Source organism: Acinetobacter sp. YH12070, assembly GCF_013419625.1.
Taxonomy (GTDB): Bacteria; Pseudomonadota; Gammaproteobacteria; order Pseudomonadales; family Moraxellaceae; genus Acinetobacter; species Acinetobacter amyesii.
Genome location: NZ_VOZT01000045.1, coordinates 13,392 through 27,094 on the forward strand (window position 1 = coordinate 13,392; position 13,703 = coordinate 27,094).

Genomic DNA, 13,703 nt, shown 5'->3' on the forward strand with positions numbered 1-13,703 from the left:
TAAAAACTAAAAGTAAAAATAATAATTGAATAAATTTGGTAATGATATACCATGTAATTATGTAAATTTTGTAGTCATAACAATGAAACTCATCAGGACTAAATTTAAGTCAGGTGAACGCTACTCACTGTTGGTAGATGACAAAGGAATGCCTATTTGGTATCCAACACTTTTTGCTACGAGCAAACTCAGGAATTCCGCAAAAGCACCAAATACAATAGAAGCACATCTAAATGCCATAAAGTTGCTAATAGAATGGAGTCATTCATCAAATATTGTTCTAGAAGAAATTTTCTCAGCAAAGCAGTTTTTAACAACTGAACAGATAGAACATCTCTGCATCTATCTGAAAGGGAAAAAAGATGAAAAAATTTATGAAGGCTTTAAAAGTTGTAGGAACCAAAGAAAAGAACTGCATAGAGCTAAAATTCGAAGTGAAGAATCAATTTCTAGCTCAACTGCTTATATAAGAATATCTTATGTTGCTAATTATATAGATTGGCTTGCAAAACACGTTATAAGTGAGAGAAACCAAATTATAAATAGTGATATATCGCTCGGTATCTCACGCATGGTAAGAAGCTTGAAAGCTAGGAGACCAACAAGATCAATTTCTTCTCGAAATCCTAAAAAAGGATTAGCAGACAATCAAAGAGATATAGTGCTAAGAATTATTAATCCAAATAGCATAGATTTACCTTTCTCCACGGAGACAAAAGAGCGTGATAGCCTAATATTTGAAATCTTGTATAAGACAGGAATACGGCTAGGAGAGCTTTTATCAATAAAAATTTCAGACTTTAATTTTCAAAACAACACACTGCATATACATAGACGTCACGATGATGTTTATGATCCAAGGTTAAAACAGCCAGTTGCTAAAACTTTTGATAGATTGTTGCCTATTAGCAGAAAGCTAGCAGAACGAACACATGACTATATACTTAGAGAAAGGTCTCAAGTAGTTGGAGCTAATAAGCATGACTTTCTGTTCGTTACTTACAAGTCTGGGCCATATTGTGGAAAACCATTATCATCAAGTGGGCTTTATAAAATCATAAATCAGGTTCGTGAAAGTATTGATGAGCTGTCCGATTTAACACCACATATATTTCGCCACACTTGGAATGATATGTTCTCAGAGAAAGTGGATGAGCAAGGTATATCTGAAGCGGAAGAAGAAAAGCTAAGATCTAATCTCATGGGGTGGGCAGAAGGTTCTGGTACCTCAAAGACTTATACCCAAAGACATATAGAGAAAAAGGCACATCAGGTAAGTATATTATTACAAAAGGAAATTGATGATGGAATCAATAAAAATAAGTAGTAAAGCTTCCTCCTTATCCATTCACAATACAGAAAAGCTGTTATCTAGGAATGGGTATGAATTTAACTATCATGATGAACGTTGGGTTGTATCTAAGGTTTGTGCAGTAAACTTTAATTGGATTTATTCTGTACTCGAATTTAAGTTTCATGAAAGCTATAAGAGAGTTTTATTGCATTATGTTCAGAATAATTCTGCTGGGTACGCTAAAGCCATAAATCACTATACAAAATTATTTTTTCAGTTTTGTGCGAATGCTGACGGAAGATTAATATCTTTAGTTTCAGGTCGGCATGTTATTAATTACTATTCTTCGCTCGATCCTAATAAAAAACATAATATAGCCCAAGTGCTAACTTTTCTGAAGAAATGGCATGAATTTGGTTATGAGGGCATAAATACCGATGTCCTTGAGGTAATCAAAGAGTTACGAGTTAAAAATGCTGAAAAAGGTAAGGCCGTTAGACTACTTTGCCCATATGAAGGTCCTTTGTCTGATTTGGAGTATGAAGGACTATACAGTGGGTTATCTAAAGAATTTGAAGAAGGCAAGATTAGTCTGAAAGAGATGGTGATTGCCAAACTATTTTTAGCAACTGGTAGGCGTCCAATCCAGATAGCAAATTTGAAAGTTAAAGATTTTGTAGGTGTTACCGTTATTGATGGAAATAAGTTTGACTTATTAAGAGTACCAAAAGTAAAGCAAAGAGATATTTGGCGAAAAAAATTTAGTGATTACGCTTTGTCTCCCGATTTGGGGCATCTGCTTAGAACATACGTATGCGATTTAGAAGTTAAAGCTAAATCTCTCATACCTATATCAAACTTTGATTTAGATATGCTGCCTCTTTTCCCTTCTTGGGCAAAAATAGACATTCATATTAAAGAAAATGGTTGTTCTAGTATGAATGAATATCTTGAAACAGATTTATTTCATGCAACTGCGGATCATTTAAGGGACATACTAAATAAAGTAATATCACATATAGGGCTTGTTTCAGAAAGAACTGGGGAACCTATAAAAATCTTTCCACTTAGGCTTCGTAGAACTTTGGCCTCAAGGGCTGCAAGAGAGGGCTATGGTTTACTCATAATAGCCAGACTACTCGATCATGCTGACACTCAAAGTGCTCATATCTATACTGAGAATACACCAGAGCATCTGACTAGCCTTGATAAGGCGTTGGCAATGCAATTAGCACCTATAGCACAAGCCTTCGCTGGAACGCTTGTAATCCATGAAAAATATGCTAATCGTGGCAATGAAATATCTAGCAGGATAATGAATAGGGATACTGGTGAAGGTGTAGGAACTTGTGGAACTCATAGTTTTTGCTCAGCGTTGGCTCCTATTGCATGTTATACATGCTATCACTTTCAGCCATGGCTGGATGGCCCACATGAAGCTATTCTTGAAAGTTTAATAACAAAAAGAAAAGAAATACTTGCAAGAACTCAGGATAAAACGATTGCCTCCGTTAATGATAGAACAATATTTGCTGTAAGCCAGGTTGTAGAATTGTGTAATGAAAGGAAATTGGCTTTAAAAAATTGCAACAGTGGGGTGAGTGATGAGTAATATTTTAATATTCATCCCTCAAAACAAAGCAAAATCAAGTAAAAATATGTACGATTTTATTAGGTTTTGTAGGCATGAGCTTACCTTATTCTCACCAAACTTTTCTTGGGAGGATAATCACTGGGCTGATGCATCCATCTTTTTTGGTAATTGGGATGTTTCAACGAATAAAAAAGATTCTCCAAGTGTATTAAAACAGCCGTTGCTAGATTTCGCCAAATCTTATGTTCGTTATACATTTAGTTTTAAAAAGCAACACAAGGCACGATATGAAGGAACTATATTTAAGTGTTTGGATAAAGCCTTAATTGAATCTGGATTGAATTCAGATATATCACTTCTGACGCCTGCGATACTTGATCAGGCTGCTGAATTAGCACGAGAGCGTTATACGCCAAGTAGTTGCTATCATATTGGTAGGAATTTACAGAAGTTAGTAGAGTTTCTTAATGAAAAAAAATTAATTCCAAATCATATTGAATGGACTAATCCCAATCCTAGAGCTGCTGATACTGTGAGGACGGGGTTAAAGGCTGAAAAAATACGACAGAAAAAACTACCGACTGAAGTAGCATTAAATGCTTTAGCCGAAGTGTTTGCCAGTAATCCACATGTACCTAGTGATATATTTACGACATCTACTTGTGCATTGTTATTATGTGTACCTTCGCGTGTAAGTGAAGTGTTATCTTTACACGTAAACTGTGAGGTACATGAAACTAAGCGTGATGGTACAAAAGCCTATGGTATTAGGTTTTTGCCAGGGAAAGGAGCACCTCCTCAAATTAAATGGGTGCCTACACCTATGGTTAGTCTTGCTCAAGAGGCTATCAGGCGGATTCGTTCTATAACAGAAGAAGCTAGGCGAATATCTAAATGGTATGAAGAAAATCCAGATAAATTTTACCGACATATCGAATGCCCTAGTGTTAGTGACGATGAGTACTTAACACTTAAGCAAAGGCTTCAAGCTATAGGGGTCTTTGATAATAAGATTATGAAGATGAAGGAAGCTACTTTATCTATTATCCAAAAAGAGATAATTAAAAAGCAGCCCAAAGATTTTCCACTCTTTGATAAGAGTAGAAACATTAAATTCTCGGAAGCATTATTTTGTTTTCAACAAGGCCAGCTTGCACCTTCGGGTAGTCGAAATATTTCTAAGGTTAATGTATTTAGGGCCAATAGAGATACTTTAATCTCACGGATTTCTGAAAATGGCTCAACTGTTAATGGAAGTTTCTTTGAGCGTCATGGATATAAAAATGCAGATGGTACACCTGTAAAATTAAAGTCGCATGCGCTGCGACACTTGCTTAATACAATGGCTCAAAGAGGTGGTATGAGCCAAATTGACATTGCTAGATGGTCTGGTCGAATAGAAGTAAAACAAAACCGTGTTTATGATCATATGTCAGAATTCGAAATAGTTGACATGATACGAAGTAGGGATAACGACCTGATGGTGGATAGTCCTTTGGAGGAACTACGGCAAAAAATTTCTGAAAAGCTTCCTATTGATCGTCAAGCTTTCAATATTCTAGCCATACCTACTGCCCATATCACTGAAATTGGCTATTGTATTCATGACTATACAATGTCTCCATGCCAAAAGTTTCTTGATTGTTTAAATTGCACTGAGCAGGTTTGTGTCAAAGGGGATAAGCGCCTTGAAAATGTTCAGATCATTTATGAACACAATAAAGCTTTGATAGAAAAGATGGACGTTAATATTACTGAAGGTATAGCTGGCGTAGATAGGTGGTATGAACATACAAAAATGACACTACAAAGAGCGGAAGAATTACTTCGCATCCTAAAAGACCCAACCGTACCCAATGGCTCTGTGATTAAACTGCATAACCTTCAGGAGTACAGTCCTGTGAAAAGAGCAATAGATGCCCGAGCACGTAAAAACAATGAAGCTTTTCTTGATAGAGCACGTTTATTAACAGAGGATTAACAGTGGGAAAAAAATCACGTCATCTAACTGACAAGGATATTGAGGTAATCATAGAGCTACTTGATGGATGGGATGGTAGTTTGACTTGGGAGGCTCTCTGTGCAGCTTGTGTAAAAGCTATAGGTTTCAAGCCTACTAGGCAAACCTTGCACAAGTTTAGTCGAGTGGCTGGAGCCTACAGACTAGCTAAAGAGCGAGAGAAAAATGATGTCAAAGATCTAAAGATTCCAGCAACCCTTGCAGTTGCAGCGCAGCGTATCGAACGTTTGACTCGTGAGGTTGAACGGTTAGAGAGAGAGAATGTTGCCTTGTTGGAACAGTTTGTGGTTTGGCAGTACAACGCCTATACACATGGGATATCTCGTGAAAAGCTAAATAAAGGCCTATTACAAATTGATCGAGGACAGACAGATTAATTTCTTTTTTGACACAGAAACTTATATATGCAAAATGCGACAATATATGTCGCATATTTAAAATTCTATGGTTTAAATAACTTATTGTTTCTATAAACTAATTATTAGCTTTAATACGGTCATCTACACAAATGAATATTGTCCAAATCGAAGAAAATGTTAAACAACTCATTCATAAAATTTCTAAAGGCGAGCTACATCGAAAAGAATTTATCTATGAGTTGCTTTTAGCTTATGGACATCGTAGCCAATCTATTGGACGAGTTCGTAATGGTGAGCGCAATTTAGCTGAAGATAAGGAAAACACCGTTTTTTGGAAACGTCAAATATACTTCAAAATTACAAAACAGCATGATTTGCATGGTCTTATTGATCAAATGAAGAATGAAAAGCGAACTGAAAGCAATAAGATTCGCTTCTTGATCGTAACTGACTTCAAAACTCTATTGGCCATAGATACTAAAACACAAGATACATTGGATGTTCCTTTTGGTGATTTAGCTAAAAAATTTGATTTCTTCTTACCATGGGCTGGGATGGAGAAAGCTGTATATCAAGGTGAAAACCCTGCGGATGTTAAGGCTGCTGAAAAACTAGCAAAGCTATTTGACGAAATTAAAGCCGATAATTTCAATGAAGACGACTTAAACAATAAAGAGAACTTACATCACCTTAATATTTTCTTATCTCGACTGCTATTTTGTTACTTTGCTGAAGATACAGAGATTTTTAAGGACAAACAGTTTACTTCGGCAATATCAAAGAGTAATGAAGATGGTTCAGATTTATCTTCTCTAATTAGTCGATTATTTAAAGTCTTAAACCAGTCCCGTGAAGATCGTGAAACAGATTTACCTGACTACTTAGCAGATTTTCCTTATGTAAATGGTGGTTTGTTTAAAGATGATATTCAAGTTCCAAAATTTACTCGTAAATCACGTAGGATTTTAATTGAGTGTGGCGCTGAATTAGATTGGTCTGATATTAATCCTGATATTTTTGGTTCTATGTTCCAAGCAGTTGTTCATACAGAACAGCGTAGTACCATGGGTCAACACTACACCTCTGTTCCAAACATCATGAAGGTGATTGAACCTTTATTTTTAAATGATCTTTATGAAGAATTAGAGAGAAACCAAGACAGTATTAATAAACTATTAAAATTACAGCAACGTTTAGGTCAACTTAAAATTTTTGACCCTGCTTGTGGTTCAGGTAACTTCCTTATTATTGCGTATAAAGAGCTTCGCAAGTTTGAAATGGAGATTTTGAAACGTATTCAGGAGTTAGAACTAGAAAAAACAGGGCAATTTTCAAAACCATTTTCAGTGATTCAAGTTTCTCAATTTTATGGAATAGAAATTGATGATTTTGCTCATGAAATTGCGATTTTGTCTTTATGGCTGACAGAACATCAAATGAATATTGTCTTTAAAGATGAATTTGGGGAATCTAAGGCTTTACTTCCATTAAGAGATTCTGGAAATATTGTTCAAGGTAATTCTCTACAAATTAATTGGAAATCGGTTTGTAATAACGCTGATTCTGAAGTCTATATCTTGAGTAATCCTCCTTATATGGGTTTCAAGATGCAAGATCAAAAACAAAAACAGGATATGGAAAGGATTTTCAATGAAGTATCGAATTATAAATTTTTAGACTACATTGCTTGTTGGTTTATGCTAGCAAGTGATTATATTAATGAAAATTGTAAGGTTGGATTTGTATCGACTAATTCCATTTGCCAAGGGGTACAAGTAGAACTCTTGTGGCCCGAAATTTATAAACGAAGTGTGGACATTTGCTTTGCACACCAATCCTTCAAGTGGTCAAATAATGCAAGATCTAATGCAGGGGTTACCTGCGTTATTATTGGGTTACAGCATAAAGACGCTATTAAAACCAAAACTCTTATAAATAATTTATCTAAATCAGTAGTCAAGAATATTAACTCTTATCTTATTGATAGCTCAAATGTCATAGTAGCTAAAAGGCGTGTCCCACTTTCAAAACTGCCTAAAATTTCAGATGGAAGTGGCGCGTTGGATGGGGGGAATTTAATTCTCTCTAGTGAGGAAAAAGCACAATTAATCTTAGCTGATGAAAGGGTTAAGCCATTTGTTCGTAACTATACAGGTTCTAACGAATTCATTAACGGAATTGAAAGATACTGCCTATGGATTGAAGATAATGAATTAGAGAAAGCATTGACAATTCCCTTACTAAAAGAACGAATTGATGCGGTTAAGGAATTTAGAAGTAACGCTGGGACACGGGCGCAAACAGCTATTTCACGTCCTCATAAATTTGCATGGATTAATCAACCTCAACAGTCTCAAATTATTATTCCTACCGTTTCTTCGGAACGTAGAGAATATATTCCTATGGGTTTTAGTGATATATCTGTGATTGTAAGTAATTCTGCAAGTATCGTGCATGATCCTGAACCGTATGTTTTTGCGTTACTTCAATCAAGAATGCACATGGTATGGACTAAAACATTAGCAGGAAGACTAAGAACAGATATTCGCTATACATCAGCGATTTGCTACAACACTTTTCCTGTGCCAAAACTTATGAAAGCAGCGATTTTCAAGTTAAATGAATCTGCTTTTAAAATACTGGCTGTGCGTGAATCCTATTCACATTTAAGTTTGGCTCAACTTTATGATCCTGAAAAAATGCCTTTGGACTTAAAACAAGCTCATATAGAGAATGACTTACTGGTGGAAAAACTCTATAAGTCAAGTGAATTTAAAACAGATGAAGAGCGTCTAGAACGATTATTCCATTACTACGAAATGATGTTGAATTGAGATAACAATGAATAATATTATTGAAGTGAATTACCAACAAACTGGGGAAAGCACCTCAGTTAATAATATGGGGATGCGGGCTATGCAAGCTCGTGCCTTCGAATCGCGTAATAGTCAGTATTTACTGTTAAAAGCCCCTCCAGCTTCAGGTAAATCTCGTGCATTAATGTTTTTGGGTTTAGACAAGATACACAACCAAGGGTTGAGCAAAGTTATTGTAGCTGTACCTGAACGCTCAATTGGCGGTTCATTTGCTAGCACAAAGCTGAGCGAAAGTGGTTTTTTTGCAGATTGGAATATCAAACCTGAAAACAATTTATGTACTGCTGGTGGTGATAAAAGCAAAGTAAAAGCCTTTAAACGCTTTATGGAAGGTACAGATCAAATTTTAGTATGTACTCATGCAACACTAAGATTTGCCTTTGAAGAGCTTGAAGATCATGTATTTGATAATACATTAGTGGCAATTGATGAATTTCATCATGTTTCAGCCGATGCTGACAATATTCTAGGTACTGTTCTTAAATCTTTAATGGACAATACCTCGGCTCATATTGTTGCGATGACAGGTTCATACTTCCGTGGCGATAGCGTTCCTGTACTTACGCCTGAAGATGAAGCGAAGTTTGATAAAGTTTCTTTTAACTATTACGAGCAACTTAATGGCTATAGCTATTTAAAGTCATTAGGCATTGGTTATCACTTCTATAAAGGACGTTACTTTGCAGAAGATGATGAAGGTGTTATCGCAATTGCAGAAGTTTTGGATACCGATAAAAAAACTATTATTCATATTCCAAATGTGAATTCAGGTGAATCAACCAAAGATAAATATGATGAAGTGGATGCGATCCTAGAAATCATTGGTGAGTTTGTCGCTAAAGATCCTAATACGGGCATTATTACCGTTAAACGCCCAGATGGTAAGATTTTAAAAGTAGCAGACCTCGTTGAAGAAGATGGTCGTGATAAAGTCGTTGAATATCTACGTAATATTAAAACTGTAGATGATCTCGATCTAATCATCGCCCTAGGTATGGCGAAAGAAGGTTTTGACTGGCAATTCTGTGAACATGCTTTAACGATCGGTTATCGTGGCTCTTTAACTGAAATTGTGCAAATTGTGGGACGTTGTACACGAGATAGTTCAAACAAATCACATGCGCAATTTACCAATCTTATTGCTCAACCCGATGCACAAGACACCGAGGTAAAGTTTGCAGTAAACAATATGCTTAAAGCTATCACTGCATCTTTGTTGATGGAACAAATACTCGCACCAAACTTCAAGTTTAAAACCAAACGTGATGATGGAGATATTGTTCCACCAGGTACGCTCACAATCAAAGGCTTTAAAGAACCAAGTACAGCAAAAACAAAGGCAATTATTGAAAATGATCTTGTGGACCTAAAAGCAGCGATTCTTCAAGATGCTAAAGTGATTGCAGGTTCAGCAGGTAAGGTTGAGCCTGAAGTGGTGAATAAAGTCCTTATCCCTAAGATTATCCAAACAAAATATCCTGACTTAACGAAAGCTGAACTTGAAGAAGTGAGTCAATATTTAGTCGTTGACTCAGTGATTAGCACAGCAGAAGTCAAAGAAGTTGGTGATAAAAAATTTATTCGTATGGCGGATAAATTTATCAATATCGAAGACCTGAATATTGATTTAATTCAATCTGTGAATCCATTCCAAAAAGCTTTTGAAATCCTATCAAAAGAAGTCACAGTCAATGTACTAAAATTAATTAAGGAAGCAATTGAAGCAACTAAGATTAGTATGACTCAAGAAGAAGCCATTGAGCTATGGCCTAAGTTAAAAGCCTTCAAAGTTCAGTTTGGTCGTGAGCCTAGCCTAGAATCAAACAACTTAATTGAAAAACGATTAGCTGAATGCCTAATCTATATTCGTGAGCAACGTAGAAGAGCTGGAGTGTAATACGTGGAAGATTTTAGCTGGCTTCAAGATATGATTGCTGATGATGACTTAGGTCTTTTAAACGTAAAGAAAAAGACGTCTGGTCTAACGGCTGATGAACAATTGGTCTCTAAATTTAATGAAATTAATAATTTTGTGACACAGCATGGGCGTGTACCTGCTAAGGATATGAAAAACATTTCTGAGTTTATGCTTGCGAGCCGTTTAGAAGCAATTCAAACCAATCCAGAGCAATACATGGCTTTAGCAGATTATGATGAACATAATTTGCTGCCACAACATCAGGATTAAAGATATGTCAGATATTAAATCACTTGAAGATATTTTTAACGATGATGATCTAGGTTTGCTTGATGATGATAAAGATGGTGACATCTTTAAAATTAAGCATGTGCCTGTCCAACGTGCAGCAGCAGATGAAGTTGCTAAACGTAAACGTTGTAAGGACTTTGATCAGTTTGAGCATTTATTTAAAAATGTTCACAGAGAGCTTCGAGAAGGGAAACGTAAGCTCTTACCCTTTAATGATAAGGGTTATCAACTGGTTGAAGGTAATTACTATGTTTTAAACGGCTTATTAGCTTATTTAGCAGATATTAATTTTACTTCCGAAGCGAAAACAGTTGATGGTAAACGTTTTCGTAAAGATGGGCGTACTCGTACTATCTTTGAGAATGGCACTGAATCAACTATGTTGTACCGCTCATTGGCTAAAGTCTTGTATAAAGATGGGCGTATTGTTTCAGAGACCAACGAACAAGAAAACTCTAACTTTTATACTAATTTTGGCGGTATCACTGAAGATGATACATCGACAGGTTATATTTATATTCTGAAATCTAAAAGTACAGATCCACGTATCCAATCATACGATCATCTTTACAAAATTGGTTTCGCCACGACAACTGTTGAAAAACGTATTGCGAATGCAAAAAAAGAGCCTACTTATTTGATGGCTGATGTTGAAGTCATTGCTGAATATCAAGCTTTCAATATTAATCCTCAAAAATTTGAATATTACCTACATGCCTTTTTTGGTGAATCTTGCCTTGATCTATTAGTGGCAGATAAAGATGGTAAAAATCATCAACCGAAAGAGTGGTTTATTGCACCTTTAGAAGTAATTCAACAAGCCGTTGAGTTATTAGTAAATGGGCAGATCATGAGTTATCAATACAATAAGTTTAAGAAAGAGATTGAGTTGAGATAGTGGTATTCTCAAAAGATATTGATAAAACTATATATTGATTTTAATGATTTTTTTGTGTAAATTCACTATGCCTTTGGAGTGGATTATCCAGCTCGCAGAGGGATGCAGTTTGAACTGTCCAGCAGTTTATTGAGAAATATTGTAATAAAGAACTGAACCATCAAGGTTGTTAGTTGTTCCAATAGTATCATTACACAGTTGTTCATCATACTAGCTCCAATAGTATAGCATATTAAGTTAATGCGTTATCCGAAGATGTTTTTCGGTAAAATTAGTGCTGGATTTGAAGAAGTAAGAACATTTTCAGATCAAAGTTTAAAGACTCCGTAAGGGCGTAACGTGGGACGCGACACAAGCCCTTACGGATCTGCTAAATAGGGATTAGCATTGAATTTTGAAAAATATAAAAGTGAAATCTATGATAAAAAACATATTCTAAGAGTTCAGAATAAAAAAATCCCTAAATCAAGAATTCATTTTGATACACCACTTGATGCTCTACACGCTTATTCTCTTGTTTCTCAGCCAGATAATGTGGTTAAACATTGGTTTTTACCTTTTATCGGATTTGAACAACGTACACGAAAAATTAAAAGTCATAATGGTTTAAGTCGTAGAGCTGCTAAAAAACGACCTTTAAGATATGCAGCTAACCAAGACGGTTATATTTATGCCTATTATTCATATCTTCTCACTGAAAAATATGAAAATTTCATAAAAGATACTCCTCTACAAAACTCAGTATTAGCCTATCGCTCATTGGGTAAATCAAACATTGAATTTGCTAAAGAGATTTTTGATTGGATCAGTCAAATAAAGGAATGTAATGTACTCACAATTGATCTATCAAGCTTTTTTGATACTTTAGATCATGGAATACTGAAAGAACAATGGCAGCGTGTTACTGGCGTACCTTGCTTATCTAAAGATCATTATATTGTTTTTAAATCTTTAACTAATTACTCATTTTTAGATATAGAGGAATCTCTGGTCGCTTTAGGATGGCCTGATAAGTCAAAAAGAAAAGAGAAAGATGAAAAAACTCCAAATCCTTTGAGAAAAAAAACTAGCAAGCCTTACCAAGCCCTAGGTGATTTTCGAAGCATTCGAAAAAAACAAGTTACTGATGCTGATGGTGTTATTAGACACCTAATCCAGAAACCAAATAAAATCGATGGGAAAAGATATGGAATTCCTCAAGGTTCTCCTATGTCTGCCATACTTTCAAACATTTATATGTTGGACTTTGACAAATATTGTTGTGAGTTAGCAAATAATTTGGGTGGAATATATAGACGCTATTGCGATGATATTATTCTAGTTTTCCCCCAGAACATTCAAATGAGCGATGTTTATAAAACTCTTGAAGAGTTATTGCTTAATCATGGAGGAAAAGAGTTAAAGATAAATCCAAGTAAGGTTGAAAAAATAAAATTTACTTGTATTTTAGGTAAGCTGAAAGCCGTTGACATAGATACTAAAGTGGACAAGCCTCTACAATATCTTGGCTTTATATATAATGGTCAAGAAATTTTGATCAGGTCATCTAGCCTATCAAATTATTATCGACGTTTAATCTCCAAAATTAGAGCATCAAAAAATAAAGCTCGAAGAAATAGCTCAAAAACTTATCGTAGAAAAATCTATCGAATGTATAGCCATTTAGCGCGTAAACAACGTAATTTCATAACTTATACATATAGAGCATCGGAAGTAATGAATGATCTATCTGTTAAGAAGCAGCTATCAAATCATTGGAAAAAAATTCACGAAGAACTTAGAAAGTAAATGAGTCATACTTGAATTCTGAGCAATCAATTTGAAAGATGTCCAAGTAAGCCTTTGAGAAGAAATATTTTAAGAATTTAGAGGGATTTGTTGTCCACGATACTGTCTAGGATCATCTTTCTGTCGAAAAATTATATGAAATTGCAAACACATTAGAAGTTCATGTTAGAGAGTTACTTCCTAAATAAAAATATTGATTGCTAAGACGTCAAAAACATCTAAATTTTATTTAATCTCTAGTTAACAGTATCTAAATCCACAAAAATAAAGTAAATTTTCGAAAAATATAAATTTTCGGTAATTTTTATGTGGTCCGATATAGAATCTAAGATAGACTTTTTAAACTATTCTGAAGCATCAGAAATTATTATCAATGTTCTTCAAAATCCTCAAATGTTGCCTATCTCAATAGGCGTATTTGGGTCATGGGGAACTGGTAAATCTACGATCTTAAATCTAATTGAAAACAATCTAGAACATATTGAAAATCATGATGACTATGTAATTATTAGATTTGATGCTTGGTTATATCAGGGTTAGAGGTGGTCCCACTTGTTTGAACAACTAAAAGCGTATTTATAAGTGATATTCCGCTCTAGTTAAGCCACCTTGTTTTGTTGGGGTAGCTGATCATAGTAAAACTCATTTGGTGTCATTTTGTCTAG

At 35.1% G+C, this 13,703-nt stretch carries 9 protein-coding genes and 1 pseudogene; all 10 read left to right on the forward strand.

Annotation, left to right across the window (positions count from 1 at the left end; all coding sequences use genetic code 11):
* Positions 1-25 precede the first annotated feature (25 nt).
* Positions 26-1,327 carry a tyrosine-type recombinase/integrase gene (locus FTU17_RS12910; RefSeq protein WP_227554671.1) on the forward strand — a complete coding sequence of 434 codons (1,302 nt, stop codon included), beginning with the start codon at positions 26-28 and terminating at the stop codon, positions 1,325-1,327.
* Positions 1,302-2,906: a site-specific integrase gene (locus FTU17_RS12915; RefSeq protein WP_180135654.1), complete on the forward strand. Its 1,605-nt coding sequence runs from the start codon at positions 1,302-1,304 to the stop codon at positions 2,904-2,906. The genes FTU17_RS12910 and FTU17_RS12915 overlap by 26 nt, the downstream gene beginning before the upstream one ends.
* Positions 2,899-4,869 (forward strand): integrase, encoded by a 1,971-nt coding sequence (locus tag FTU17_RS12920; protein WP_180135655.1) that lies wholly within the window; start codon positions 2,899-2,901, stop codon positions 4,867-4,869. Before FTU17_RS12915 ends, FTU17_RS12920 begins: the two co-directional genes overlap by 8 nt.
* An 80-nt stretch (positions 4,870-4,949) precedes the next feature.
* Positions 4,950-5,285 (forward strand): hypothetical protein, encoded by a 336-nt coding sequence (locus tag FTU17_RS12925; RefSeq protein ID WP_218955555.1) that lies wholly within the window; start codon positions 4,950-4,952, stop codon positions 5,283-5,285.
* Positions 5,286-5,416: 131 nt separating this feature from the next.
* Positions 5,417-8,101: a DNA methyltransferase gene (locus FTU17_RS12930; protein ID WP_180135656.1), complete on the forward strand. Its 2,685-nt coding sequence runs from the start codon at positions 5,417-5,419 to the stop codon at positions 8,099-8,101.
* Between the two features lie 7 nt (positions 8,102-8,108).
* Entirely contained in the window at positions 8,109-10,040 is a 1,932-nt protein-coding gene (locus tag FTU17_RS12935) for a DEAD/DEAH box helicase (protein ID WP_180135657.1), read from the forward strand.
* Positions 10,041-10,043: 3 nt separating this feature from the next.
* A complete protein-coding gene (locus FTU17_RS12940; protein WP_020752787.1) occupies positions 10,044-10,331 on the forward strand; it encodes a hypothetical protein in 288 nt (95 codons plus the stop codon).
* 4 nt (positions 10,332-10,335) lie between these two features.
* The gene (locus tag FTU17_RS12945) at positions 10,336-11,250 is read left to right on the forward strand and encodes a GIY-YIG nuclease family protein (RefSeq protein WP_068911693.1); all 915 of its coding nucleotides are present in this window, start codon (positions 10,336-10,338) and stop codon (positions 11,248-11,250) included.
* Between the two features lie 387 nt (positions 11,251-11,637).
* Positions 11,638-13,038: an antiviral reverse transcriptase Drt2 gene (drt2, locus tag FTU17_RS12950; RefSeq protein WP_068911690.1), complete on the forward strand. Its 1,401-nt coding sequence runs from the start codon at positions 11,638-11,640 to the stop codon at positions 13,036-13,038.
* 306 nt (positions 13,039-13,344) lie between these two features.
* Positions 13,345-13,575: pseudogene (locus tag FTU17_RS12955) on the forward strand (P-loop NTPase fold protein); the annotation flags it as partial.
* Positions 13,576-13,703 lie beyond the last annotated feature (128 nt).

What these genes read in the sequence shown, in the direction of transcription:
- FTU17_RS12915 (WP_180135654.1), top strand. Translation starts at nt 1,302, where the DNA reads ATGATGGAATCAATAAAAATAAGTAGTAAAGCTTCCTCCTTATCCATT.
- FTU17_RS12920 (WP_180135655.1), top strand. Translation starts at nt 2,899, where the DNA reads ATGAGTAATATTTTAATATTCATCCCTCAAAACAAAGCAAAATCAAGT.
- FTU17_RS12930 (WP_180135656.1), top strand. Translation starts at nt 5,417, where the DNA reads ATGAATATTGTCCAAATCGAAGAAAATGTTAAACAACTCATTCATAAA.
- FTU17_RS12935 (WP_180135657.1), top strand. Translation starts at nt 8,109, where the DNA reads ATGAATAATATTATTGAAGTGAATTACCAACAAACTGGGGAAAGCACC.
- FTU17_RS12945 (WP_068911693.1), top strand. Translation starts at nt 10,336, where the DNA reads ATGTCAGATATTAAATCACTTGAAGATATTTTTAACGATGATGATCTA.